27 protein-coding genes are annotated in these 24,806 nt (G+C 68.9%); 10 read left to right on the top strand and 17 right to left on the bottom strand.

What is annotated here, in order from left to right:
- Positions 1–177: 177 nt before the first annotated feature.
- The gene (locus ACIQVL_RS08340) at positions 178–327 is read right to left on the bottom strand and encodes a hypothetical protein (protein WP_403474773.1); all 150 of its coding nucleotides are present in this window, start codon (positions 325–327) and stop codon (positions 178–180) included.
- Between the two features lie 107 nt (positions 328–434).
- On the opposite strand from ACIQVL_RS08340, the gene ACIQVL_RS08335 reads away from it, so the two are divergent.
- The gene (locus ACIQVL_RS08335) at positions 435–1,034 is read left to right on the top strand and encodes a cation transporter (protein ID WP_403474772.1); all 600 of its coding nucleotides are present in this window, start codon (positions 435–437) and stop codon (positions 1,032–1,034) included.
- A gap of 223 nt (positions 1,035–1,257) precedes the next feature.
- On the opposite strand, the gene ACIQVL_RS08330 is transcribed toward ACIQVL_RS08335, so the two are convergent.
- The 7 genes from ACIQVL_RS08330 to ACIQVL_RS08300 form a co-directional block, all read right to left on the bottom strand.
- Positions 1,258–2,331 (bottom strand): hypothetical protein, encoded by a 1,074-nt coding sequence (locus ACIQVL_RS08330; RefSeq protein WP_403474771.1) that lies wholly within the window; start codon positions 2,329–2,331, stop codon positions 1,258–1,260.
- The gene (locus ACIQVL_RS08325) at positions 2,331–2,981 is read right to left on the bottom strand and encodes a hypothetical protein (RefSeq protein ID WP_403474770.1); all 651 of its coding nucleotides are present in this window, start codon (positions 2,979–2,981) and stop codon (positions 2,331–2,333) included. Before ACIQVL_RS08325 ends, ACIQVL_RS08330 begins: the two co-directional genes overlap by 1 nt.
- Positions 2,982–3,260: 279 nt before the next feature.
- The gene (locus tag ACIQVL_RS08320) at positions 3,261–3,386 is read right to left on the bottom strand and encodes a hypothetical protein (RefSeq protein WP_403434540.1); all 126 of its coding nucleotides are present in this window, start codon (positions 3,384–3,386) and stop codon (positions 3,261–3,263) included.
- 170 nt (positions 3,387–3,556) lie between these two features.
- Positions 3,557–4,705, bottom strand: coding sequence for an ATP-grasp peptide maturase system methyltransferase (tgmC, locus tag ACIQVL_RS08315; protein ID WP_403434537.1), 1,149 nt, complete (start codon positions 4,703–4,705; stop codon positions 3,557–3,559).
- A gap of 28 nt (positions 4,706–4,733) precedes the next feature.
- Positions 4,734–5,735 (bottom strand): ATP-grasp ribosomal peptide maturase, encoded by a 1,002-nt coding sequence (gene tgmB / locus ACIQVL_RS08310; protein WP_403474769.1) that lies wholly within the window; start codon positions 5,733–5,735, stop codon positions 4,734–4,736.
- 3 nt (positions 5,736–5,738) lie between these two features.
- Positions 5,739–6,005: a putative ATP-grasp-modified RiPP gene (locus tag ACIQVL_RS08305; RefSeq protein WP_403434535.1), complete on the bottom strand. Its 267-nt coding sequence runs from the start codon at positions 6,003–6,005 to the stop codon at positions 5,739–5,741.
- Positions 6,006–6,048: 43 nt separating this feature from the next.
- On the bottom strand, positions 6,049–6,540 hold the full coding sequence (locus ACIQVL_RS08300) for a hypothetical protein (RefSeq protein WP_403434532.1): 492 nt from the start codon (positions 6,538–6,540) through the stop codon (positions 6,049–6,051).
- A gap of 181 nt (positions 6,541–6,721) precedes the next feature.
- On the opposite strand from ACIQVL_RS08300, the gene ACIQVL_RS08295 reads away from it, so the two are divergent.
- Positions 6,722–8,002 carry a transcriptional regulator gene (locus ACIQVL_RS08295; protein ID WP_403474768.1) on the top strand — a complete coding sequence of 427 codons (1,281 nt, stop codon included), beginning with the start codon at positions 6,722–6,724 and terminating at the stop codon, positions 8,000–8,002.
- On the opposite strand, the gene ACIQVL_RS08290 is transcribed toward ACIQVL_RS08295, so the two are convergent.
- The 4 genes from ACIQVL_RS08290 to ACIQVL_RS08275 all read right to left on the bottom strand — a co-directional run bounded on the left by ACIQVL_RS08290 (position 7,983) and on the right by ACIQVL_RS08275 (position 12,634).
- Positions 7,983–8,645: an HAD family hydrolase gene (locus ACIQVL_RS08290; protein ID WP_403474767.1), complete on the bottom strand. Its 663-nt coding sequence runs from the start codon at positions 8,643–8,645 to the stop codon at positions 7,983–7,985. The genes ACIQVL_RS08295 and ACIQVL_RS08290 overlap by 20 nt on opposite strands.
- Before the next feature lie 932 nt (positions 8,646–9,577).
- The gene (locus tag ACIQVL_RS08285) at positions 9,578–10,168 is read right to left on the bottom strand and encodes a HEPN domain-containing protein (RefSeq protein ID WP_403474808.1); all 591 of its coding nucleotides are present in this window, start codon (positions 10,166–10,168) and stop codon (positions 9,578–9,580) included.
- Between the two features lie 4 nt (positions 10,169–10,172).
- Positions 10,173–11,363 carry a DUF262 domain-containing protein gene (locus ACIQVL_RS08280; RefSeq protein WP_403474766.1) on the bottom strand — a complete coding sequence of 397 codons (1,191 nt, stop codon included), beginning with the start codon at positions 11,361–11,363 and terminating at the stop codon, positions 10,173–10,175.
- A gap of 251 nt (positions 11,364–11,614) precedes the next feature.
- Entirely contained in the window at positions 11,615–12,634 is a 1,020-nt protein-coding gene (locus ACIQVL_RS08275) for a hypothetical protein (RefSeq protein WP_403474765.1), read from the bottom strand.
- A gap of 77 nt (positions 12,635–12,711) precedes the next feature.
- On the opposite strand from ACIQVL_RS08275, the gene ACIQVL_RS08270 reads away from it, so the two are divergent.
- A complete protein-coding gene (locus ACIQVL_RS08270; RefSeq protein ID WP_403434509.1) occupies positions 12,712–13,002 on the top strand; it encodes a DUF1905 domain-containing protein in 291 nt (96 codons plus the stop codon).
- A 48-nt stretch (positions 13,003–13,050) separates the two neighbouring features.
- Here ACIQVL_RS08270 and ACIQVL_RS08265 read toward each other — a convergent pair whose 3' ends face one another.
- Entirely contained in the window at positions 13,051–14,157 is a 1,107-nt protein-coding gene (locus tag ACIQVL_RS08265) for an alpha/beta hydrolase (protein ID WP_403474764.1), read from the bottom strand.
- Positions 14,158–14,311: 154 nt separating this feature from the next.
- Positions 14,312–15,784: a beta-1,6-galactanase gene (locus ACIQVL_RS08260; RefSeq protein WP_403474763.1), complete on the bottom strand. Its 1,473-nt coding sequence runs from the start codon at positions 15,782–15,784 to the stop codon at positions 14,312–14,314.
- A 291-nt stretch (positions 15,785–16,075) separates the two neighbouring features.
- On the opposite strand from ACIQVL_RS08260, the gene ACIQVL_RS08255 reads away from it, so the two are divergent.
- Positions 16,076–16,855, top strand: a complete 780-nt coding sequence (locus ACIQVL_RS08255) for a class E sortase (RefSeq protein ID WP_403474762.1) — start codon at positions 16,076–16,078, stop codon at positions 16,853–16,855.
- A 134-nt stretch (positions 16,856–16,989) separates the two neighbouring features.
- Positions 16,990–17,274, top strand: a complete 285-nt coding sequence (locus ACIQVL_RS08250; protein ID WP_403434498.1) for a hypothetical protein — start codon at positions 16,990–16,992, stop codon at positions 17,272–17,274.
- Positions 17,275–17,454: 180 nt separating this feature from the next.
- On the opposite strand, the gene ACIQVL_RS08245 is transcribed toward ACIQVL_RS08250, so the two are convergent.
- The gene (locus tag ACIQVL_RS08245; protein WP_403474761.1) at positions 17,455–18,861 is read right to left on the bottom strand and encodes an MFS transporter; all 1,407 of its coding nucleotides are present in this window, start codon (positions 18,859–18,861) and stop codon (positions 17,455–17,457) included.
- Positions 18,862–18,929: 68 nt separating this feature from the next.
- On the opposite strand from ACIQVL_RS08245, the gene ACIQVL_RS08240 reads away from it, so the two are divergent.
- The 4 genes from ACIQVL_RS08240 (at position 18,930) to ACIQVL_RS08225 (ending at position 21,689) form a co-directional block, all read left to right on the top strand.
- Positions 18,930–19,457, top strand: a complete 528-nt coding sequence (locus ACIQVL_RS08240; protein WP_403474760.1) for a winged helix-turn-helix transcriptional regulator — start codon at positions 18,930–18,932, stop codon at positions 19,455–19,457.
- A 29-nt stretch (positions 19,458–19,486) separates the two neighbouring features.
- The gene (locus ACIQVL_RS08235; protein ID WP_403434489.1) at positions 19,487–19,813 is read left to right on the top strand and encodes a DUF6412 domain-containing protein; all 327 of its coding nucleotides are present in this window, start codon (positions 19,487–19,489) and stop codon (positions 19,811–19,813) included.
- Positions 19,814–19,972: 159 nt separating this feature from the next.
- Positions 19,973–20,698, top strand: a complete 726-nt coding sequence (gene yidC / locus ACIQVL_RS08230; protein ID WP_403474807.1) for a membrane protein insertase YidC — start codon at positions 19,973–19,975, stop codon at positions 20,696–20,698.
- A 133-nt stretch (positions 20,699–20,831) separates the two neighbouring features.
- A complete protein-coding gene (locus tag ACIQVL_RS08225; RefSeq protein ID WP_403474759.1) occupies positions 20,832–21,689 on the top strand; it encodes a fumarylacetoacetate hydrolase family protein in 858 nt (285 codons plus the stop codon).
- A 93-nt stretch (positions 21,690–21,782) separates the two neighbouring features.
- Here ACIQVL_RS08225 and ACIQVL_RS08220 read toward each other — a convergent pair whose 3' ends face one another.
- Entirely contained in the window at positions 21,783–22,283 is a 501-nt protein-coding gene (locus tag ACIQVL_RS08220; protein WP_403474758.1) for a heme-degrading domain-containing protein, read from the bottom strand.
- Positions 22,283–23,362 (bottom strand): Gfo/Idh/MocA family oxidoreductase, encoded by a 1,080-nt coding sequence (locus ACIQVL_RS08215; protein WP_403474757.1) that lies wholly within the window; start codon positions 23,360–23,362, stop codon positions 22,283–22,285. The genes ACIQVL_RS08220 and ACIQVL_RS08215 overlap by 1 nt, the downstream gene beginning before the upstream one ends.
- A gap of 48 nt (positions 23,363–23,410) precedes the next feature.
- On the opposite strand from ACIQVL_RS08215, the gene ACIQVL_RS08210 reads away from it, so the two are divergent.
- The gene (locus ACIQVL_RS08210; protein ID WP_403474756.1) at positions 23,411–24,529 is read left to right on the top strand and encodes an ROK family protein; all 1,119 of its coding nucleotides are present in this window, start codon (positions 23,411–23,413) and stop codon (positions 24,527–24,529) included.
- Positions 24,530–24,806 lie beyond the last annotated feature (277 nt).

Genomic DNA, 24,806 nt, shown 5'->3' with positions numbered 1-24,806 from the left:
GCACACGGCAGGGCAGACAAGAAGCACCTCGGCGCACGCCACGACATTTACCACGCCCCCGGCGCGCACCGAAGGTGCGCTGGGTCGCTGACCTGAATCCCCCCAGCAACGGCCCCCCGCGACCCACCCCCCTTCCGCACGGGACGCCCCGGCGAGGGCCTGCGAACACACCGCTCCCTACGGCAGGACGGCACGGCAGAAGTGATCGCCGCCGTGCGCTACGCCTGACGGGACGAGCAGGCCGGCGCCGATGTCGTCCTCTGGACGGCCACCGACGACACCGCCCAGGTCATCCGCGCCGCCGACGACATCGAGGAACTGGCACACCACGTGAGCGTCGCGGTGTGGGAACTCGCCCCGGACGACGACGCTTTGCCTGACTCGAAGTCGTAGAGCTCCCTCGGGCCGACAGCCAGGTCTGGGAGGATCTCGTGGTGAACATCGTCGATGACGCGGCCCGCCGGACGCTCGTCCGCCGCGGCTTCGCCCTGGAGTACACCACCCTCGGCTGGAACGTGATCGGCATCGTCGTACTCGCCATCGCCGCGATCTCGGCGCGGTCCGTGGCGCTTGCCGGGTTCGGCCTGGACTCCCTGATCGAGATCGGCGCCTCCACCGTGGTGATCTGGGAACTGTCCGGTACGGGTGAGGACCGCCGGCGCCGTGCGCTGAAACTCATCGGCGGCGCTTTCGCGCTGCTGGCGGTGTACCTGCTGGTGCAGTCCACCTGGGTACTGGCCGCCGGATTCCGCCCCCGTCACTCGCCCCTCGGCATCGGCTGGACCGCGGTGACGGCCGCGGTGATGTTCGCGCTCGCGCTGGGCAAGGCACGCACCGGCACCGCGCTGGACAACCCGGTGCTCAGGATCGAGGGCCGTGTCACCCTGATCGACGGCCTGCTGGCCACCGCCGTCCTGCTCGGCCTCCTGCTGAACTCCCTGGCCGGCCTGTGGTGGGCCGACCCGGCCGCAGGGTACGTGCTGGTCTACTACGCGCTGCGCGAGGCCAAGGAGATCTTCTCCGGGGAGCACTGACGGCCCGGACCGCCCAGGCACTGTCGACGCCGGGAGTCCGACGAGCAGCGCCACGGCGCGCAGGATGCCTGCAACTGCGCCGCGACGCCGGCGTCCCACGCAACTACCCGATCAAGGTCGTACCTCACGTGAGTCAGCACCGAGTAGTCGACCGAAAGGCCGCTCACGGTTTCCCCGTTCCCGTTCTGATGGTTGCCCTCGCCCGCCGCCGGACGTTCCGCGATCAGCGGTTGACGGACTGGATCTCCTGGACGGTCAGGTCCTGCGTGGTTTCGAAGACGCCGTCCGGCAGGTCACCCTTCGCGCCGCCCGAGCCCTCCCAGGAGATCTGCCAGGTGATCGATGCCTTCAGCTGGTACGGCCGGCCGTTGCTCGCGTGGTGATAGATGACGCCGCACGGCGGGGTCTTGCCGGCGTCGCCCTGAACGTACGGAGCACCGATGGAGCCGTCGTCGTTGATCCGGCAGTCGCCGGAGGCAGGGTATGTCTCGGCGTCCGCGGTGCCGGGTTCCAGGTGAAGGGCGACCGGCTTCGCGGTCGTCTCCGCCCACACGCCCGCGTTCTGCAGCTCGGCCCGGACCGTGACCTCTTTGAACGTGGCCTTGTCCAGCCACACCCATGTCGGCAGGTTCACCGTGGACTTGCCGGTGGGCTTCAGCTCGATCCGGGTCGTCGGAACATTGATCTTGTCGTAGGCGTAGCCCGCGAGGACATCGGGGGTGGGGGCGTGGGTGTCCTTGGGGAGAGTGCCCGCGTCCTGCCAGAACAGGGTGCGCTCACAGTCGTACGACGCGGGGTCGTTCTCCCGGTTCTTGTTGACCACCCCGCGCCAGAAGTAGCCGTCCTGGCCGAGGTTGTAGTTCTTGTAGCCGTCACCGCTGGCGGTCTCGGCCTTCCCCTTCTCGTAGTGGTCCACCATCAGCTCCTCGCCCCAGTCGAGCGAGGGCGTGACGGGCACGAGGTTGTCGTTGGGGATCTTCTTGAGCCGGTCGACGGCTTCCTTCAACTGCTGAGGCGTGGCCACCGGCTCGTACCAGCACGCCGGGGGCTTCCAGTTGGGGTCCACCGGAGCCAGCGACTTGCCGGAACCGCCCGAGCCGCCGCTCTTCTGGCTGATCTTGATGTTGGTGGCGGTTGCGGCGGCGGTGAGGGTGTTGCCGGAGGCGTTGCCGGAAGGGCCGGAGGGAGTCGGCGCCTGGGACCCGTCACCGCCGATGGCGTAGGCCGTCGTGCACGACAGGACGAGGGTGGTGACCGAGGCCGCAAGGACAGAGCCGGCCTTCGCCGCGAAGCGCATCAGCTGCATCCTCCCGGGACGGTGGTCAGGGAGGTGGTCTTCCAGACGCCCTGGGAGGTCTTGTCCAGCCGGACCCGGTACTGGATGAGCGACGCGGGCTTGTCCGGAGTCTTCACGATCTTCCCGGTCCTGCGGTTCTTGGTGGAGGCCTGGCGCTCGTCGACGCAGTAGAAGAGCACGCCCGAGCCGGTGTCGTTGATATGGACCTGAGGGTCGAAGGCCTTGACCTCGCCGATGATGCTGTCCCCGTCGTCGGTGAACTGCTTGATCCACTTTTGGGCGGTCGACAGCGTGGCGTCCGAGTTGTAGAACGCGACCGCCTCCGAGTCGGGGTTCGCCTCGATGATCGCGGCGTACTTCGCCCGCAGCTCCTCCCGGCCGTCGTTCATGATCGCCTGGAGCTTCGCGTCGCTGTTCGTCCAGCCCTCGAAGTCCGCCTGGAACTCCTTGGGCAGCGTGATCTCCGGCCGCTTGACGCCATCCTGCGCGGCCGAGGCGGAGGGGCCGGCGGAGCTCTTCTCGTCCGCAGCGTCCGCCCCCTTGATCTTGCCCTGGGACGAGTCGCTGCCTCCGCCCGAGCCGCAGGCGGTCAGGAGCAGGGCTGTGGAGACGACGAGCGCAGCTGTCGCAATCCGGGCGCGGCGGTTCACTGTGAGACTCCCCGTTGAAATAAGTGGTAGCGCAAGCGAACCAACGATATTCGTGTTGCTGACATGACACCAGTTCGCATGGAGCCAAGAGCGGCTTCCGTGCGTGGAGATATGGGTAGGTTTGCTGGCCCTGCTTATGTGCGGCAGGTGATCGCTCGCTACATCAGCGTGATCGATGGCACAGGGGACGGGGTAGGTGGGCGCCTGGACGGGCTGTGCATCTTTGCTGGTGGCTGTTTACAGGCTCTGGGTGCGGAGATCCCCCGAGAGCGGACAGGTTCAGAGCTTGGGCTCCACGGGGAAGGGCAGCTTGTCGGCCCAACTGGCCAGCGCCGCCGCGGCGATCTCGCGGGACTCGCCGCCGACCGGGGTCTCCGCGAGGAGGTTCCGCTCGGCGTTTGCCACCAGACACCATGGGGCAAGGCTCGCCGCTGGAGTACATGAGGGCGTGCTGGGACAGCTCGAACTCGTCGGCCGATGCGCCGCCCCCGGCGCCGGGGTGGGGTGCGAGCGCATCGATTCGGTCGAAGGCCGCCTCCCAGCGCCCGGTCCGATCACCGCAGTTGCCATTCGGCTCAAGGTCTGGGCAACCCGAGTCCGGGCATCCGTGAATTCGACAATCGCTGCTTGTCCCCGCCCACCTGCAGTCGGAAGAGCTCAGTTCGCGGCCGACCGGCAGAGTCGAAGGTGTCGACGACCTCTTCAACGTGCTCCCACAACCGCACCGGCCCGGCCTCCCGCACCTCCCACCCACCGTCGCACGGCGTGAGCGACGCGGCCGAGCCACGGACGACGTCGACCAGGTGCACGACCTTCCCCACGAAGGTCATCTGTGCATCGGGCACCGCGCATTGGGCGAGGAAGCGCAGATGGAACGCCTCCGGACCGGCAGCCGTGATCCGCTCCGGCCCGTGCCGCGCCGCCCTCGTCTTCTCCGGCAGCCCAGCCGCCCAGTGGGCGGGGTTCCCGAAGACCGGAGCGGCGTGCGCCCGGACCGACATGAAGGAGACGGTGCCCGGCAGCAGCGGCCCCTCCGCCGTACCGTCCTCGCCGACCGTGAGGAGGACGCGCGCATAGCCGTACAACCAGCCCGACAGCGTGAGCAGGATCTTCCCGCCCGGCCGGGTCTGCGCGACGAGCGCGTCCGGTACGGAACGGAAGGAACAGGCGGCCACGATCCGATCGAAGCGAGCCTCGGGCCAATAGCCGTACCGCCCGTCCGCCACGGCCAGAGTGGGCGTGTAGCCGCAGCCGTACAACGCGTCCGCCGCCACCGCCAGCCGGGCAGGATCGACGTCGATGCTCGTGACGTCGGCGGACCCGAGGCGCTCGCAGGCCAGTGCAGTGGAGTAGCCGCTGCCGGTGCCGATCTCCAGCACCGTGTGCCCTTCACTCACCTCGGCGTCGGCCCACATCCTCAGGACGAGTGACGGCAGGGTCGAGGAGGAGGTGGGCGCCCCACCGTGCCGCACCTCAGGCGCGCTCCAGTCCGGCTCCCGGTCGTCGAACTGGGTGATCAGCGTGGCATCGGAGTACGCGGCGGCCAACCACCTGTCGTGGTCGAGCTCGGCGGTGACGGGCTCCCACACCGCCAGCCCGTTCTCGTCGGTCTCGCCGGCCGCCAGATAGAACCCCGGCACGAACCGATGCCGAGGCACCTCACCCACCGCCGCCAACCAGCGCGCATCAGCCGCCGACCCGTCCCGCGCGAGCCCCACCGCCATCTCTCGCCGAAGCTGAACCGCGTTGCTCTCAGGCCCGTTTGGTGTCGTCAAGGTCTTCGTCTTCCTCTCTGCTCAGGATCTCGGCGAAGGTGTCGGCGATGGCCGGAGCGTCCGGAAGCCAGCCCCACTGCCCGTTCGGATTGCACTCGATCGCCCACCAGTCCTCCGCGGCCGTCCCGTCACCGGTGAGCGCGAAGTCGAAGCAGCCGAAGACCAGCCCGAACGAGGCCAAGTAGCCGTGCAGAGCGGCACGAACGGACTCGGGTACGGCGACGGGTGTGTGGACGAGACGGTCCCAGTCACCCCGGCGCCAATCCAGCGCACCGTCCGGAGCGGTGATCCGCTGGGCAAAAACCCGACGCCCGACCACGGTGACCCGCGCATCCCCGATCTTCGGAATCTCGGCCTGAAAGAGATGCGCGGTCACTACGACCGAGTCGTCCAGCGCACCGGGTTCGATACGCTGCGCCCAGATCGCCCCGGCACGCCCGTCCTCGCCCTCCGGCAACCCACGGAACGACTTGTAGACGACGCGCTCGTGCTCGGCCGCGAACTTCCGAGCCTCCGCAACGTCATTGGTGATCAGCGTCGCCGGAACACGCAGACCGAGAGCGGCGAACCTCTGAAGCTGGGCGGGCTTGAAGTCGGCGCGGGCCACGGCGGACGGATGGTTGACGTACAACGCGCCCCGCAGGCTGTGGAGCACACCCCCGAGCCCATGACGTGCCTCGGCGACGGCGAACTCCCGGGACTGGCGGGGCAACTGCTGAAAGCGCGCGGTGTACGGGGTCGGCCGGCGACAGTAGACGGCCGTCACGGCCTCCACATCCACCTCCCGGCTCGCGGTACGCAACCGCCCACCCCAGGTCGAGCCGCCTCCCCGCCCGAGCCGAAACCCGAAGACAAGGTCCGGCCCGACATCCCCCGGATCGACGCGTACGACGGTGGCACCGCGCTCGTTCAGAGCCTCGATCACCCGGTCCGCGGTGACGTCCTCCAACGCCGTGAGCACCAGAACGACGGACTCCACCGCTCAGTCCGACTCGTAGTCGGTCGTGTTGTCGTCCTGCGTCTGCGGCTGGGGCTGCTGACCGTCCCCACCACCGGAGACCGACGCGGTACCCGATGTCTTCGACGTCCCGTGCTTCCCCATCTCGACCATCTCACCGGTGGCGTCCATGTACACGGCGGTCTGCGAGCGGGCGTCCAGCACCACGGACACGTACGACGGTGCCCCGACCGGCAACCGAACGCTCACCAACCGCATGGCCCAGGGGGCCCGAACGGCCGTAGTCGTCATGTGATTGCTCACCATTCCCTTCGAGGTTCTTCGCGGAGGAGGATCAGACTTCTGAGCGTGCGGCCAGTCGCGACCGTCCCCTCTTGACCAGAGCCGTGATCGAACGCGGGGTGCAGAGATCGCCCTCGTAGCGCGGCGGAACCAGCCAGTAGGTGCCGGGAGTCTGCTGGCGGTCGAGCCGTGGGACACCGAGATAGGTGCCATGCCCCAGACACGTGGCGATGTCGTCGTACGCCCAGACCAGGCCGGCGTGCCCCTGGATCAGGGCGTAGTACGTGCCGCCCGCCACGCGGCGGTCGTAGATGATCGAGCCCCCGAGGAGGAGACCGAGGCAGACGGCGACCTGGTCCGGGTCGCTCGAATCCACGGCCGCGTGCACCTCGTCCGACGCCATCCGCACCGCCGCGAACCGGTCGCCGAGCGGTAACAGGGCGACGCCCTGAACCGCCCACTCGTGCCAGGCCCGCGCAGGCGTCGGATGGGCTCGTGCGAGCCATTCGGAGATCGCTCTGTCCAGCGCCTCTTGCGTGTCCACAACCTGCCTCCTGCCTTGGGAACATCACAAAGCGTCCAGTACCTAAGCGTCAGATTCGAGGACTCAAGAAGGTCGCCGGGAGGACTCAATAAGGGCCTCCGTGCCTCCTTGAGAGGGAGCCCATGCCTGAAACAGGACTCTGTGGGGCAGAGTTGAAGAAGCCAAAGCAGGAGGTGCTCCAGTGCCCAGGCCCACCGGAAACGTCCGACTCAAGGCCGCCCGCGTAGCCGCGGGTTTCAACTCTCAGCAGCATTTGGCCGATGCACTTACCCAGCACGCCAGGGAGATGGGTGTTCGCGGGTTGTCGATCGGTGTACGACAGGTTCGCCGCTGGGAATCGGACAACCCGCCCTGGCCGCAGCCGGACTGTCAACGCGTTCTCGTGCACCTGCTCGGACAGAGCATGGAGGCGTTGGGATTCACGCCCCCATGGGGTACGGACGGGCCACAGCACGCAGAGCACGCACGAAGGCTCCTGGACACCGGCGGCCGGACTGTCCTGGGAGTCCGGACATCGCTGCCCCGTAAAGTCGCGGTGACCCATCAACCCTCCACAGTCGGTGCCGATTTCATGGCGGTGACCCGCGCCCACCGTCGGCTCTACTGGTCGGTCGCCCCGGCCGAATTGCACCCGACCGTCGTCGCACACGCGACGTTGGGATGCGCCCTGCTGCCGGAGACGACGGACTCGGCACGTCGTGAGATCGCGGCCGCGATGGCGGAGACCTACCTCCAGGCAGGCCGTATCGAGTTCTTCGACCTCCGCGAGCCGACCATGGCCAACGACACCTTCCTGTTGGCCCTTCAGGCAGCAGGGGAGGCGGACGACGCCCTGCTCGGTTCGGCGATCATCGCGCACATGGCGTTCGTCCCGGGTTGGGCGGCGGATCGTGACGGCGCGCTTGAACGCATGACGGCCGCGCGGACCTACGCCCGGCGGGTTCCCGCCTCTGCCGAGTTCCTGGCCTGGCTGGACGCGGTGGAGGCCGAGTGCGAGACGAGGTCGGGCAACAGCCGTACCGCGCTGCACCTCCTGGGCCACGCAGAGGACGTCCTGGCAGCGGGCAACGAACACCCTTCACCGGAGTGGCTGGACTGGTTCTCCCCGGCCCGTCTGGCGGCCTTCAAGGGCAACACCCAGATGATCGCAGGTCACCTCCCGCAAGCCCGGGAAAGCCTGCTGCACGCCCTGACCACGATGACACCGGCCGAGGACAAGCAACGCTCGGTGGTCTACGGCGACCTGGCTGCCGTCGAGGCGACTTCCGGGAACCCGGAGCAGGCGTGCGAGTACGCGGGCAAGGCCCTGGACCAGCTGGCGGTCACCTGGTACGCGACCGGCATGGACCGCGTGCGCGAGGTACGTCGGGCGCTCACGCCCCACCAGGCCGAGCGCTGCGTACGTGACCTCGACGACCGCCTCTATGACTGGTCGACGACCCTCAGCGCGCTGGGTCGTTGAACTGGCCGATCAGATCGGGTAGGTCGATCAGTCCCTCCACACGGAAGGTCGGCAGTTCCCTGGCCTCGCGGTCATTCCACTGGATGGTGGCCCAAGGCCCGCGGTGCACGAGAGCAGTGTGCATGCCGGCCTGCCGGGCGGGACGGATGTCGTTGTCGCAGCGGTCCCCCACGTAAAGGATCTCGTCGACGTCGAACGGCACGGCGTCGGCGACCCGCTTGAAGAACTCCGGGTCGGGCTTGCTGGCTCCCCAGTCGTCCGACGTCCCGATCAGATCGACGTCGTCGGAGAATAGCTCCCGAAGGATCCGACCCGCACGGACGGTCTGGTTGCCGGCGATCCCGAGCCACAGCCCCTGCTCCCGGAGCGCGCCAAGCGCAGTCCTGACATCCGCGTAGAGATCCTCCTCCCCGAAGGACTCCGGCCGCCCGGCGGCGGCCCGCTTCTCCCGCTGCTCGTAGAGGTCGAACCCGGGCCGAAACTCCTGGAAGACCTCCCGGTAGTCACGGCCTTGGGCGATGACTGCGCCGAACATCGCGTGGAAGGTATGCCGAGGCACACCGAGCCAGTCGGCCCAGGTCCCGTACTCCCTGGTCTCGTCCACCAGGCACTCACCTACGTCGAAGACGACTGCGTGAATCATGGGAGGCAGAGTATCGGGGAGGGGCGTGAGGGATGTAGAAGGTCAAACGCTCAACCTGAGCCCGCCACCCGGGCACTGAAGTGCTGCTCCGTCTGGTGATGGTCATCTCAAGCACTCTCCCAGCCAGTTGGCGCGATCCGCAGCGACACTGCCGTACCACAAGCACACTTAGCTCCTATTCTGCGCGTGGAAGTCAAGATGTCTTCTACCCACGGAAAATCTATGGAAGAGTGCTCTCATGGCGTTGGTCGAGAGGTTTGAGTCGGTCACTTCCGACATCCAGAGGATGCATGGCCCGGTAACTTGTGGTGTTAGATCGTTCACTGTGGACGGTCAACGTATCTTGCAACTGGATACGTATGGGTCAGCTGATCGACAGATTCACGGCAAGATTAGCCAGAGTGTCCAGCTGGACGTCGCTGCAGCGCGTGAACTTATCAAGATTATTGAAGAAGTCTTTCCGGAAATATCGCACTGAGAAACTAATCGCGAGTATGCGGGCATGCACGGTTGGGTCTTATTTTCACGCATTCTCAACCGGATTGAGACTCGGGAAGGTTGAGGACTAAGATAGTCTGCCTGAGGCGAACACGCGGCCGGCCGTGGTGCATGCAGCGATATATAAGGCCGGTAAGGATAGACCGAGAATGACGGGTGTGCCGATGATCGGCATACCCGTCATCGTGACGGACCGTCGCCTGCGAGTTGAGCTATGTCATGCCAGAGGAAAGACCAGCCACTGGCAACAGGGGGCTTGCCCAGTGTAGCTCAGGGACACATGTCCTTAGTCTCTCCCGAATTGGTGACAGTTGACGGGCCCTGCGAAGGCGCCAAATAGCTGAAGTGGCGATGACGGCAGCATGCAATCTGTCTTATCGCCGCAACCAAGAAGGTAACTCTCTTAATTTAAACGCCCTGCGACGTCAATGGCTTCACCGGCGCTTGATCCTCGCGAAAACACCCTCCAAGAGTAGGAGCCCGTCCAGGACGTCCTGTACTTGTCGACGTGAAATCGTTGGGTCCGGCGGGTTGTGAACTCTGCTCGCTGAGCGATGCGCAACCATTCCTCGATTGGCGCCGAAACTGTTCATTACTCCCAACCAGATACCATCGAAGTCGGATTCCTTGAATCCTATCGGGAGTAGTAGGCGTAGCAGATTGGTTTCTTTCACCCCGTGATTATCGCGTTCGGCAAGTCTACGGTGTTTCTGGAAGGCCGACTTTACGATTTCGTCTACGGTGTCCTTCTGGGCCTGCAAGGCCAGCGACTTAGGTGGCTTTGTTTGCTTGTCATTGTATAGCATCAAGGCTGCTATACATGCGCCAGCGAAACCTGAACTGTTCCAACGCACTTCGGCTCTCTGGAGTATGTCGAGACACATGGCCTCTATATACTCTTCGACCTCGGCATGACTGAGGACGATGAATGCGCGCACTTGATCGTACTCGTTCACGGTATAAGAACCGACAGGGCTTCGTTTGGGGAGAAAAAGCTGATCTAGCCTATCAATTCTCCGAATCAACTGGTTATATCGCTGAGTAGGCAATGCGGCTCCCCTGCGCGACCGGGATCTGCAATTTCAGATCGATAGTCCGCTCCAGCACCCGGCCCCACCTGGAAAGTCGAACTTCCACAGCCTCCAAGCTCTTCGTAGTGCTGGTTAGTGAAGCGACGAATCGGCTATCGGTCGACAACTGCTCGAATGCATTTCGCACTTCCTCCGGCCGGGATTGCATGCGAGCGCGCACTTCACGGTGTCGCGCATAGAAGCACATAATGTCGAAGACTGCGCGATTAAAGGGCCGTTCGTATTCTTCGCCGTTGTGGCGTCGAAATGCGTTCTTCCCGAAGATTTTAGACACTGCGGAAATTGCCTCTGCGCAATCTCGCGCTTGTTCCTCTACTGTGGCAATTTCAGTCGCCCAGGAGTCATTCAATCGAGCGCACGTCAAGTCGAGCAAATCCTTCAAGTTGCCGGCGTACTCAGGCAGGAAACGAATGAAGGCGAAATGCCTAACTAGAAGTTCGACATCGCGCATCCGGAAGTCTGGCCCGTTCCTTCGACCGAAAAGTCGAGCAAAAGTGGAGTCCTCCGTTGTGTACGTGTTGGCAAAGGCGACAAACGGTCCCGGGTGTAGCGCCTGCCGCAACTCCTGGGGGCTAAGTGGGACGCTCCCGGTATTCAATCGATGGAATACCAGGTAAAGGAATTCGTCCCCTTGCCAATGGCGCACGACCATGGTGCGAAGGGTTTGAGTTTCGAAGGCGAGGCGTTCATCGCTCGGCAGACTATCAATGTTGCAGCGATTGAGGTCGGAGCGGAGTTCAAGGCCGCTCAACTTGAATTCGCCTTGAGCGAATTGAACGAGGGTGAGTAGCCTTTGCTTTCCATCCAATACGATAAACTGTCCCTTTTTCCCCTTCCGTTCTGCGAGTACCACTTGCGGTACGGGTAGACCGACAATCAGCGACTCAATGAAACGACTCTTCTTCTTCCTGTCCCAAGCGTCTCTACGTTGAAAAATTGGATCCATTTCGATGTTGTTGCGCTGAATCTGGCTCAGAAGAGTCTCGGATGTCCAGTCACTCGAAACAACGAATGCGTCAAAGGAAGTTGCCTCGCGGAGCCTCGTGAGGTCATCCTCTGATTCGCCAAACAATTCTTCTGCGTCGCTTGTTGCATCGTCAGGGGAAATTTCTTCATTTTCGAAATTCATGATGTTGTCTTTTCTGTGAGATCCTGGGTCGTACACATCGTGCCACGCGGCGGCGGCAGCGAGGAACGGATCCGCAGATGCTTGGGCGTCAAGCCCGGAGGAATTAAAGCTTGCTCACAGCTTAAAGCGCAGTTCGCAAGCAGACTGCCACCAACACCCTTCTTGCCCATTCGGAGGATAGGCTCAAGTTGCCACTGCTGTATGGCAGTTCAACAAGGTGATCGCCAGGCTTTGAGTGCCAAGGGGGCACCTCATTCCTCGGTACTGCCGTGGCACTCCCCGTAGGCCGCTCCCATCCCACACCAGCACTTCCCCCGCTGCGGTGGGGGCCAAGCCACCGCCCGCCCCCGCGCCGCAAGCGTCGTCGCGTACTGCGGGAGCAGGGTGGTGTCGGACGGGGAGGAGCCCTCGGAGGCGGCGAAGGCCTCGTAGGAGGGGACGGTGGCGGTGACGATGCCGAGGTTGCCGGTGCCGGAGACGGAGAGTTCGCGGAGGGAGGACTCTATGGTCGTGAGGTGCTCGGGGTGGGACGGGTACTCGGTGGTCAGGGTCGGGTACGCCGACAGGAGTTCCGTGAGCTCTGCGGCCGGCCAGTGCAGGACCGCTACCGGGAAGGGGCGGGACAACGCCTCCCGGTAGGTGCCCAGTTCGGCTCGGAGGCGGGAGATCTCGGCCTCCAGTTCCTCCGGGTTGTCGGAGCCCAGGGACCAGACGCGCTTGGGGTCGTGGAGCTCGTCCAGGGAGACGGGGGAGGAGTGCAGGGTGTCGGCGCGGGCGTCCCAGTCGTCGTGGGGGAGGCCGAGCATGCGGCGGACGCGGTGGCGGCCGATCAACACCGGGAGGGTGGAGTAGGGGGGTTCGGCGACGTCCGTCAGGAGGAGGGTGGCCGCCTCGGTGAAGGTGTCGTGCGCCGCTTCCAACTCGTCGTGGGATTCGAGGGATTCGGCGACGATGACCCAGGGGGCCGGGTCCCGGGGGGCCGTGGTGCGGATGCCGTCGATGATCGCCCTGGCCTCTGCCTCGTGGTCGTACTCCCACAGGTTCGACGCCTTGAGGGCCCGGACGAGGGGCGCGTTCTCCAGGGTGTCCGGGGTGGCCAGGAGGCGGTCGTAGAGCGCGGTGGCGGCGGGGCGGTCGTCGGCCAGTTCCCGGTGGGCCGCGGCCTGCAGCAGCAGTGCTTCCGCGTCCTCGGGGTAGCGGTCGGCGGTCCGCTCCAGGCGTGCCGCTTCGGCGGTGTGGTCGACGTTCTCGGCAGGCGTGTCGGGGCGCATGAACGACACCGTACTGCCCGTCGGTGACAAAGAAGAGATAGAGATGGGGGGCAGTCGGTTGCGAGGGGAGTCGTTCCGTGGAGTTCGCGTTCGGTGGGCACGTCGTCGAGTGGCGGGGGCCCGCGCCGTACTACTTCGTTCCGGTGCCGCAGGACGAGTGCGAGGACATCCGGGCGGTGGCGGCCATGGCTTCCTACGGCTGGGGGGTGATTCCCGTCGAGGCCCGGATCGGTGGCGTCGTCTTCGAGACCTCGCTCTTTCCCAGGGACGGTGGGTATCTGCTGCCGCTCAAGAGCGCCGTGCGCAAGCCCGAGGGGCTGTCGGTGGGGGATCAGGTGCGGGTCGAGATGACCGTCCGTCTGCGGTGAGGAGGGGAGGGGGCCGGGGGCACGGGCCCCTCCCCTCCCCTCCTCTCCTCAGGAGGCCGGGACCACCCGTGTCGTCGACGTCACACCCGGCAGGGGGCGTTCGCCGGTCAGGGTCGGCAGGGCGGTGCGGTCGCCGTAGAGCTCGTAGCGGTAGAAGGCGGTCGCGTAGGCGGTGAGGGCGTTCTGCTGGGTGGTGGGGGGCAGTTCCTGGGCGGGGCAGGTGCTGTCGTCCTCACCGAGGGGGGCGGGGGGTGTCCATGCGGTGTTGTAGTAGTTGTGGTTCGCGTTCGACAGGGACACCGAGTAGTCGGTCCTGGTGTTCAGGCCCGTGACGTCGTCCAGGTACTCCTGGCCCGCCTCGTGGACCGCGCCGTCGCAGGTGCCGGTGACCACCGTGAACGGCAGCCCGGTGACGAGTGTGTCGCTGTGGTCGCCCTCCGGGTCGTCGAACTTGACCGGCGCCAGGCCCAGGACGGCCCGGACGCGCACGCCGGCCGGCCATTCGTCGCGATGTTTGTCGGACGCCTGCCACATCACGCCCTTTCCGCCGCGTGAGTGCCCGAGGGTGCCGACGCGGGTCATGTCGACGTGGCCCGCGAAGTGCGGGGAGACGGGGCGGCCGGAGGCGGTGGTGAAGTGCCCTGCCAGCGGGCCGGTGCCGGTGGCGGACAGTTGCTGCCACAGGCGCAGGTGTGCGTTGATCAGGCAGGCCCGGTCGCCGTAGTCGAAGGACGTCATGTTGATGCCGTCCGCGCTGAGCGACACGACGACGAAGCCACGGGCGGCGAGTGCGGCGCCCAGATAGTCGTAGCCGCGGTAACTCGGGAACGGACGTGATCCGGCCGGGCAGGGCCAGGTGTCGGCGTCCTGGGCGTCGCAGGCCCACCAGGAGCCATGGGCCATGACGATCAGGGGGAGCCGGCCGGTCAGGTGGCGCGGGTAGTGCACGACCGCGCGCAACTCGCTGACCGTGCCGGACTGGGGGTCGGTGAACGCCGTGTCGCCCAGGTCGTATGCGGCGACCGAGACGGGGACGGCCGGGGCGTCGCCGTTCTGGGCCCGTGCCGGCAGCTGCGCGCCCACCGTCAGGGCGGCGGCCATGAACAGCAGTGCGGCCAGCAGGCGGGACGTCGGGCTGTGGAGTCGTAACCTCATGTCCCACTCGACGTTCGTCCCGCCCCGGGCGTTGCCTCTCCGCCGGGAACGGGTGCACGGCTTCTTCGGGAAGGGGCGCACGGCCACCGCAGTCAGGCCGTGCGCCGCCCGCGTCCCGGTTCGCGGTTCGCGGTCCGCTAGATCGTCACCCCGTCTAGATCGTCACCCCGTCGATCTGCAGTGTCTGCACCGCCTTCGCCGCGACCGACACCGCCACCGTCTTTCCGGACAGGTAGGTGTCCGAGTACGACTTGTACGCGTCGCCGCCCGTCGTCACCGTGTTCCAGCGCGGGACCAGGCCGTTCGTGCCGCCCGTCACCGTCGTGAAGCCGGAGAGGTTGAAGGTGAGGGTCTGGGCGGAGGTGGCGGTGTTCAGCGCCACGATCACCAGGCGTTTGGCCGAACTGTCGTAGGCGGCGACCGCGTTGCTCACGCCGGTGTCGAGGATCTTCATGCCGGGGCGGATGTGGCGGCTGAACTGGGCCATCACGTAGTACTTGGTGGTGACCGCGCCGGCCGCCAGGGTGTCCGCGTCGTACGCGATCATCGCCCAGTTCGAGGACGGGTCCATGACCTGCCAGTAGACCCAGGCGGTGGGGTGCAGCCAGCGGAAGTCGTAGAGCAGGTTGAAGGCGAGGGTGTAGCCGGTGCCGTCGTTGTCGCCGGTCTCGGAGTTCCACAGGGCCTTGCCGGCCGTCGTCACGACGTCGGTGTAGAGGAGGTCGCGTCGGCCGCCCGAGCCCTGGTAGCCGTGGACGTTGACGCGGTCCACGTAGCCCTTCGTGGTGGAGGAGAAGGCGCTCCAGGTGGTGCGGGCCAGGTCGTAGCTGGTCTCGTCGGAGGCCGAGATCTTGGTGCTCGTCAGGCCTCGGCCGTTCAACTCGCTGCGCAGGTAGGGGAGTACGGCCGACTGGACGGTCGAGTCCATGTGGCAGCCCTCCTGCGTGCCGGTCGCCGTCCACCAGGCGGAGGACGGTTCGTTGAAGGCCTCCACCGTCGCGAAGTTCACGCCCCAGTTGTTCTTGGCGTAGAGGGCCACGGAGGCGAGGTGGGAGGCGTGCTGGCGGTAGTTCCAGGACTGGAGGTTGTTGCCGCCGTCGGAGGCGCCGGACGGGTTGTGGTTCAGGCACATCCACCACATGGGGGAGTTGGCGAAGAGTTCGGCCGTCGCGCCCCGGTTCACCGCCTTGACGAGCATGGCTCGTTGCGTTGCGTCCGCGGTCCAGTCCCAGGCCGAGGAGGTCGGGTCCTCGTTGTTCCAGTCCTGCCAGTAGCCCTCGATCTGCTTGAACGCGGGGATGTTGGCGGAGGCGACCATCGACTCGCCGCTCACGCTGTTCCAGCTGCACGCGCCCAGGTTGTAGCGGGCGATGTTCAGGCCGAGGCCGGGCAGTGAAGTGCTGTTGTACGTCGTCGACTTGGTGGTGAAGAAGATGTCGGCGAAGTCGTCGCGGGTGCCGAAGACGTTGCCCCACCAGGCCAGGGAGGTGCCCCAGCCCTCCCAGGTGCCCCACGAGGTCGACGGGCTGACGGCTATCGTCGCGTCGGCGTGGGCCGTGCCGGTGGCCAGGGCGCTGCCGAGGAGGCCGCCCCCTGCCGCGGCCAGGAGTGTTCTGCGTCGGATCATGGCTGTCTCTCAACCTCTCCGTGCGGCTCGGACACCGGTTCCCGGACCGGTGTCGACTCGTCCCCCCGCATGCCAACAGGAAGCATCAGGTGTGGTGCGTGAGGTTGTCGAGGGTTGTGACAGCGGTTTCTGACAGTGGTTTCTAAAACCCGTGGAGGAAGAGGTGGCGGGGAGGTGTGGTGACGGATGGCCGTGCGGCTCTGGTGAGTTGGCGGCGGGCGCCCTATCGTGCGGGACCGGCCGGGGGCCGGTGGGACCGGCGGAGCCGGCGGGAGGTGCGCGGTGCGGGTCGTGGGGCACGGTGAGCGGCGGTGGCGGGCCCGGCGTCGGCGGGCGTTGTGGACCGGGGGTGAACTGCTCGTCACGGTGGGCGTGGTGCTGATGCTCCTGGTCGTGCACCAGCTGTGGTGGACCAACCGGGAGGCGAAGCAGGGGGCCGAGCGGAAGGTCGAGGCACTGGAACGGGAGTGGGGCAGCGGGGGAGGTGCGGTGGACGGCTCCGGGAAGCCGGGGAGCGGCGGGGGCAAGGGCGGTTCCGGAGCGGGCGGGTCCGCGGCGTCCGGCGGGGCCACCGGTTCCGGCGGGGCGCGGTCGTCGTACAGCACCCGGGTCGTCGCCTCGCAGGCGTACGCCGTCCTCGTCGTCCCGCGGCTCGGGCTGCGCGTCCCGGTCGCCGAGGGCGTCAGCAAGCCGAAGGTGCTCAACCACGGGTACGTCGGCCACTACCCCGGTACCCAACAGCCGGGCCAGGCGGGGAACTTCGCGCTCGCCGGGCACCGGAACACGCACGGCGAGCCGTTCCGGTACCTGCCGCGGCTCCGGCTCGGGGACCCGATCGAGGTCGAGACGGCGTCGGCGACCTACACGTACGTCGTGGACCAGGTCCTGCCGCAGACGTCGGCGCGCGACTCGGGGGTCGTACGGCCCGTGCCGCGTTCGGTCGTGAAGCCGTCGTACGGGTACCGGGAGCCGGGGTACTACATCACGCTCACCACCTGCACGCCCGAGTTCACGTCCCGGTACCGGATGGTGGTGTGGGGGAAGCTGGTGTCGACGCGGCCGCGGGCGTAGGGCGGGCACCGCGGTTCCGGTGACCCGTGCGTCTGTCCGGGGGGCTTCCGGACGTGCCGCGAGGAGGAGGCGCGCGTCGGGGGATATGTCGATTCGACAGAGGCGGCTTCGGGAGATCCGTGAGGAGATCGGCTATGTACGCGGTGGTTCGGCGGTACGAAGGGGTGACGGACCCTGGCGAGGCGGGACGCCGGGTGGCCGAGGGGTTCGTCCCCCTCCTCCGGCAGGTCCCCGGCTTCGTGGCCTACTACTGGGTCGACGCCGGGGACGGGGTGATGCTCTCCACCAGCGTCTACGACGACCAGGCCGGCGCCGAGGAGTCGGTCAGGCGGGCCGCGGACTTCGTGCGCGACCAGCTCGCGTCGCTGCTTCCCCATCCGCCCCAGGTCACGGCCGGTCAGGTCGTCGCCGCCGGGTAGCCCGCTACGGGGCGGGAGTCCCCTCGGGGCGGGAGTCCCCTCGATGTGGGAGCCCTCTCGGGGCGGGCCGGCCGGAGGTCCTGGTGTCGGACGGTGCCGGACCGTGCCGGGCTGTGCCGTACGGTGCCGGACCGTGCCGGGCTGTGCCGTACGGTGCCGAGCCCGGCGTGCCGCAGCGGTTCACGCCCGCTCCCGCAGCCCCACCACCCCGGCTGCTCCCAGTACCGCCGCCCCCGCCGAGACCGCCATCGCCACGTCCGCCCCGTGTGCCAGACCGCCGCCGGACGACGTGGCGAGGGCGATGGTCAGGGCCACGCCCGTGCAGGAGCCGATGTAGCGGAAGGTCTGCTGGGCGCCCGAGCCCATCGCGGCTCGGGCGGCGGGGACCGACTCCACCGCCTGGAGGGGCAGCGCGGCGTTGAGGAGGCCGCTGCCGGCGCCGCCCAGGACCAGGCCCGGCAGCAGGCGGGGCCAGGAGCCCGCGTCCAGGGCGCCCAGCATGGCGAGCGCGCCCGCCGCGTGCAGCAGGAAACCGGCGGCCAGTTGCCAGCGGGGTGAGACCCGGCCCGCCAGGCGCTTCGCCTGCAGGGCCACCGTGAAGGACAGCCCGGACCAGAGCAGGAACAGCCAGGCCGTGTCCATCGCGGACATCCTCAGCAGCTGCTGGAGCAGCGCCGGGAGGTAGCTGAACAGGCCTATCACCGTCAGGCCCGTGACCAGGCCGCTGAGCGAGGAGACCAGGAAGCGCGGGGTGCGGAAGAGAGCCAGGTCGATCATCGGGGTGGGGGCGAAGCGGCGCTCGATCAGGGCGAAGGCGCCCAGCAGGACGACGGTCGCCGCCAGCAGCAGGGCCACCGGTGCGCGCAGCCAGCCGTCCCGGCCCAGGGTCAGGGCCGCCACCAGGGAGACCAGCGCGAGGCCGAAGGCCAGGGCCCCGGCGACGTCCGGGCGGCCGCCGCGCGGTGAGCGGGACTCGGTCAGGGTGCGGGAGGAGACCACGGCCACCACGAGGGCGGCGGCGCCCAGTACGGCGTACGCCACCCGCCAGTTGGGCATCGCGCCGGCGACCAGCGGGCCGAGGGCGATGCCGCCGCTCACGAACGCGCCCCACACGCCCGTCGCGTGCAGCCGGCCGCGCGGGCTCGGGAACGCGGCCACCAGCAGGCCCAGGCTGCTCGCCAGGATCGCCGCGCTCGCCGCGCCCTGCGCCACCCGGGCCAGGGTGAACGCCCAGGTGGAGGTGGTCAGGCCGCCGAGGGCGGTGGTCAGGCCGAGGGCGAGGGTGCCGGCGACGAAGATCCGGCGGCGGCCGTAGTCGTCGGCCAGGCTGCCCGCGACCAGGAGGAGGGCGGCGAGGCCGAGCGGGGTGCCGTTCAGCAGCCAGGCCTGCGCGGACAGCGGGGTGTGCAGGGCGGCGGCCGTGTCCGGGAGCGTGACCACCGGGGCGGTGTACGTCATGAGGGCCACGGCGGTCGCGGCGCTGGTGAGGGCCAGGGCGGGGCGGCCGTTCGGGACGGGGGCCGGATCGGTGACCGGTGCGGGTGAGGCGTCCGCATGCTTGATGGTTCTTTCATTGAACCTAGTCATGGGAGTACCGTAGCACCGTAGGTTCGTTCATTGAACCCACAAGAGAGAAACTGACTAAGGTGGTCCCCATGGCACTGGGCAAGGACTACGCGACACAGGAGTGCTCGATCGCCCGCGCGCTGGAGGTCGTCGGCGAGCGCTGGACCCTGCTCGTCATCCGCGACGCGCTCTACGGCGTCCGGCGGTACAACGACTTCCTCGTCCACCTCGGCATCCCGCGAGCCGTCCTGTCGGCCCGCCTGAAGACGCTCACCGAGGAGGGCGTCCTGGAGAAGCGCCGGTACCAGGAGTCGCCGCCCCGCGACGAGTACGTCATCACCGAGCGCGGCACGGAGCTCTGGCCCGTCCTGCGCACCCTCGCCGTCTGGGGGCGCGAGCACCTCATGGACCGCCGGCTGCGCTACTTCCAGCACGCGGACTGCGGCACCGAACTCGGCCCGTACGGCGAATGCCCCGCCTGCGGAACCGTCGTCCCCGTCGCGGACGTCGTCGTCGCACCGGGCCCGGGACTCGACCCCGACCCGGCCGATCCGGTCAGCAGGGCGCTCCTCAGGCCCAAGAGGCTCCTGGAGCCGCTGGAAACGGATCATGTATAAACGGTGCTGAGACGGAGCGGGGGGTCGGCATGCGTGCACACGTGAACGGCCGCTGGCTGCTGCCGTCCCGGCCTGCCGCCCTCCTGCTGCTCCTGCTGCTCGACCTCCTCCTGCTCGACTCCGGCAGCCTCTTCACCACCGTCGCGCTCGCCGCGACCGCCGCCGTCGGCTCGGCCCTCGCCGTCTGCTCGTTGCGCGCGGCACGCTCCGCGCCCGCCGTGCCGCCCACCCGGGTCCGCACGGCGATCCGCGACCGGGCCCGGCGCACCGCCTTCCTGCCGCAGCGCGACCCGGACGCCAAGGGCCGCAGCCGCCCGCGAGCACCCGGACACGCCCTCCCGGCGACCCCCGCGTAACCCACCCGGCCCCCGGCCTCCGGCTGCCGACCCTCGGCTTCCAGCCCCGGGCCCCCGGGCGATCTCGCGCGCGTCGTCATGCCGTCCCGCCTCTTCACCCACGGCACGACGAGACCCCTCGGAGGGCTCCCACCCATGTCCGCTTTCCTGTCCACTTCCCTGCCGGTTTTCGCCGGCCTGGTCGAGCACCTCGCCGACCTGCTCCAGCCGCTCTGCCACGCCTCCGCGGCCGCCGCCGCGATCGTCCTGTTCACCGCGCTCGTACGACTGCTCGTGCATCCCCTGTCCCGTGCGGCCGCCCGCGGGCAGCGTGCCCGGACCGCGCTCCGGCCCAGGGTCGCCGAACTGCGCAAGCGGCACGGCGGGAACCAGGAGGCGTTCCAGAAGGCCGTGCTGGAGCTGCACGCGGCCGAGAAGGTGTCCCCGCTGTCCGGCTGCCTGCCCGGACTGCTGCAACTGCCCGCGTTCTTCCTGCTCTACCACCTCTTCTCCAGCCCGGCGATCGGCGGTCACGGCAACGGCCTGCTCTCCCACGAACTGCTGGGCGCCCCGCTCGGCGGGCGGTGGAGCGATGTCCTCGCCGGAGCGGGCGGCGGGGGGTTCGGGAGCGCCGGGCTGGTCTACCTGGCGCTGTTCGCCGTGGTCGCGGCCGTCGCCACCGTCAACTTCCGGCGCGCCAGGCGGACGGCGGCGGGGGCGGGGGCGGGGGCCGTGGTGGGCGCGGAGGACCAGCAGGTGCCCGGGGTCGGCGCGGTCACCAAGGTCATGCCGTACCTGTCGTACGCCACGCTGGTCACCGTGGCCGTGGTACCGCTGGCCGCGGCGCTGTACGTGGTGACCAGCACGACGTGGAGCGCGGTGGAACGCGCCGTGCTGTACAGGTGAGGGCCGTGGTGCCTACGGTCCAGTACGTGAACATGCTCTTGCCCGCTGCACGCTCATCTTGGACGATCGACCAGTCCTCCGATGGCTGCACACATCGGACGGGCGACTGCTGTCAAGGGAGATGGTGACGACCATGAAGCTGCTGCGAGTCGGTACGGCGGGGGCTGAGCGGCCCGCGCTGCTCGACGCCGAGGGTGTCCTGCGGGACCTGACGGGAATCGTCGACGACATCGACGGGGCGCTGCTCGGCGACGCCGCGGCGCTCGGACGGGTCCGGGCCGCCGCCGAGGCCGGGGAGCTGCCGGCGCTCGACGCGACCGGGCTGCGGATCGGGCCGCCGCTGGGGCGGATCGGGAAGGTCGTGTGCATCGGGCTCAACTACCACGACCACGCCCGCGAGACGGGGGCCGAGCCGCCGGCCGAGCCGGTCGTCTTCTTGAAGGCCGCGGACACGGTCGTGGGGCCGAACGACACCGTGCTGGTGCCGCGCGGGTCGGTGAAGACCGACTGGGAGGTGGAGCTGGCGGTGGTCATCGGGCGTACGGCGCGTTATGTGGCCGACGACGAGGACCCGCTGGCGTACGTCGCCGGGTACGCGGTCGCGCACGACGTGTCCGAGCGGGAGTTCCAGATCGAGCGGGGCGGGACCTGGGACAAGGGGAAGAACTGCGAGACGTTCAACCCGCTCGGGCCGTGGCTGGTGACGGCCGACGAGGTCGCCGACCCGCAGGACCTGGCGCTGAAGCTGTGGGTGAACGGCGAGCTGAAGCAGGACGGGACCACGGCCGAGCAGATCTTCTCGGTGGCGGAAGTCGTGCGGTACGTCAGCCGGTTCATGGTGCTGTACCCCGGGGACGTCATCAACACCGGGACTCCGGCGGGGGTTGCGCTGGGAGCGCCGGAGCCGAAGCCGTTCCTGCGGGCCGGGGACGTGGTGGAGCTGGAGATTCCGGGGCTTGGCCGTCAGCGTCAGGAGTTCAAGGACGCGTAGGCGCTCTGCTGGGAGGGCCGGGGAACTGCGCCGCTCGTTCGGCTGCGGGCCGGGTGTGGCTGGTCGCGCAGTTCCCCGCCCCCTATGTGTCGGCTACGCCTCCAAATACCTTTCGAGTGCCTCCACCACGAAGCGGTGGTCCTGGAGCTGGGGGAGGCCCGAGACCGTCACCGAGCCGATGACGCCGGCGTTCTCCACGGTGATCGGGAAGGAGCCGCCGTGGGCCGCGTACTCGTCCGGGTCCAGGCGGGAGGACTCCTCGAAGGTGGTGCCCTTGGCGCGGAAGCGGGCGCCGACCAGGTAGGAGGCCGAGCCGTAGCGTTCGACCACGCGGCGCTTGCGGGTGATCCAGGCGTCGTTGTCGGGCGTGGAGCCGGGCAGGGCCGCGTGGAAGAGCTGCTGGCCGGCGCGGTGGATGTCGATGGCGACGGGGGCCTGGCGCTCCCGGGCCATCTCCACCAGCAGGGAGCCGAGGGCCCACGCGTCGTCGTAGGTGAACTGCCGGAACACCAGGCGGCGTTCCTGCTTCTCCAACTCCTCCACGGGCGGGGTGAGTTCGGGAGCGGTCTTCGGGGTGAGCTGCGGGTGGTGCATCAGAGGGTCACCGTCACCTTGTCTCGCGCCGAACGGCGGGCTGCTTCCAGTACGTCCAGGGCGGCGGCCGCCTCCAGCGCGGTCACCGGGTTGGGGCCCTCGCCCCGCACGGCCTTGGCCACGGCCGCGTAGTACACAGGGTAGTCACCGGGAAGGGTCGGGACGGTACGGCCGCCGCCGGTGACCGGGGAGTCTCCGGCGCCGATACGGCCGTACAGCGACTCCGCCTCCCGGCCCCAGGCGGCCGCGGTGTCCGGACGCTCGCCCTTGCGCAGGGCGTCCTCCTGCGGGTCCAGGCCGTACTTGACGTAGCCGGCCTGCGAGCCCAGCACCCGGAAGCGCGGGCCGAGCTGGGCCGCCGTCGCCGAGGCGTACAGGTGGGAGCGGACGCCGTTCGCGTGCGTGACGGCGATGAAGGTGTCGTCGTCCGTCTCGGCACCGGCCCGGCGGATCACCGACTCGGCGTACACCTCGGTGGCGGGGCCGAAGAGGACCAGGGCCTGGTCGACGACGTGGCTGCCGAGGTCGTAGAGGAGACCTCCGATCTCTGCCGGGTCGCCGGACTCGCGCCAGCCGCCCTTGGGCTGCGGACGCCAGCGCTCGAAGCGGGACTCGAAGCGCCAGGGGTCGCCCAGCGCACCCTCGTCGAGAAGGCTGCGCAGGGTCAGGAAGTCGTTGTCCCAGCGGCGGTTCTGGAAGACCGAGAGCAGCAGACCGCGCTCCTCGGCGAGGGCGGCCAGCTCGCGCGCCTCGGCGGCGGTGCCGGCGACCGGCTTGTCGACCACGACCGGGAGGCCCGCCTTGAGGGCGGTCGTCGCCAGCGGGACGTGCGTCCTGTTCGGGGACGCGATGACGACCAGGTCGAGCTCGGCGGCGCGGTCGAACAGCTCGTCGGGGCCGGCGACCGTCCGGACGCCGGGGAACCCGGCCTTCGCCTGCGCCTGCCGCTCGGGGTTCGAGGTGACCACCGTGTCCAGGGCGAGGCCCTCGGCGGCGGCGATCAGGGGGGCGTGGAAGACGGATCCGGCGAGACCGTAGCCGATGAGGCCGACGCGGAGGGGAGTGGCAGCTGCTGTCATGCGTCCTACTTTCGCAACGCTGTTGCCAAAGTGCAAGTGGGAGGGAGAATGAGTGGCGTGAACAGGACGAGGAGCGGGCGGCCGGGCGCGGTCGGGGCGAATCTGCCGGCCATGCGCAGCCACAACAGCGCGCTGGTGCTGGACCTGCTGCGCACCGCGGGGGAGGACGGCATCAGCCGGCTCGAACTGGCCGAGCGGACCGGGCTCACCCCGCAGGCGGTCAGCAAGATCACCGCCCGGCTGCGGGAGGACGGGCTCGCGGCGGAGGCCGGGCGGCGTGCGTCCACGGGCGGCAAGCCGGCCACCGTGCTGCGGCTGGTGCCGGACGCCGGGCACGCGGTGGGGATCCAGCTCGACCGGGACGAACTGCGGGCGGTGCTCGTCGACCTCGACGGCACGGTGGTCGCGGAGCGGCAGGCGGCGGTGGACATGGGCGCGGGGGCGGAGGCCGTCCTCGGCGCGGTCGTGCGGCTGTCGGGTGAGCTGGTGGAGCGCGGCGGCGACACCCTGCTCGGGGTCGGGGTCGGGGCGCCAGGGCCGCTCGACCACAGCCACGGGGTGCTGCACCGGGTCACCGGGTTCCCCGAGTGGGACGGCTTCCCGCTGCGGGACGCGCTCGCCGAGCGGCTCGGGGTGCCGGTCGTCGTCGACAAGGACAGCAACGCGGCGGCCCTCGGACTCGCCGTCGGCGGCGAGGGCGGCTCCTTCGCCTGCCTGCTCCTCGGCACGGGGCTGGGCGCCGGCCTGGTGATCGGCGACACCGTGCACCGGGGGGCGCGGACCGGGGCCGGGGAGTTCGGCCACCAGGTCGTCCAGCTCGACGGGCCGCCCTGCCACTGCGGCAACCGCGGCTGCATCGAGGCGCTGTGCCTGGCGGCGGTGGCCCGCGGCGACGTGGCCGAGGCGGCGCGGGTCCTCGGCGTCGGCGCGGCGAACCTGGCCGGCCTGCTCGACATCGACCTCGTGCTGCTCGGCGGCCGGACGATCGCCGCCACGCCCGAGCCCTTCGTGCGGGGGGTCGCCGCCGTCCTCGACGCCCACACCCGGCGGGAGGGCAGCCTGCGCACGACCGTCCCCGTCCGCCTCGCTCCCGGCGGCGGCCGGGGGGTCGCGGAGGGCGCCGCCCAACTGCTGCTCGCCCCGCTGTTCGGCCGCGCGGACGGCTGACCACCGTTCGACCGAAGGCGCCGTGAGCAGCACCGGCGGCGCAGCCGCCCGAGGGCGAGGGGCACGGGGAACGGCGCGACCGGCCCCCACCGGCGGGCAGGTGGCCGCCGGTCGTTGGGCACCGCCGGGATCCACCGTCGCGCCGGGGTGGGGAGGCGGGCCGGATCGCCGTTCGGCCGAAGGCGTGGTGGGGAGCACCGGCGAGGTACCGGTGGCGCAGCCGCCCGAGGGGCGCGGGGAACTGCGCGGTCGGCCCCCACCGGCGGGCAGGTGGCCG

It is taken from the genome of Streptomyces sp. NPDC090499 (assembly GCF_044769305.1).
Taxonomy (GTDB): Bacteria; Actinomycetota; Actinomycetes; order Streptomycetales; family Streptomycetaceae; genus Streptomyces.
This window is presented reverse-complemented; position numbering and strand designations above follow the sequence as displayed.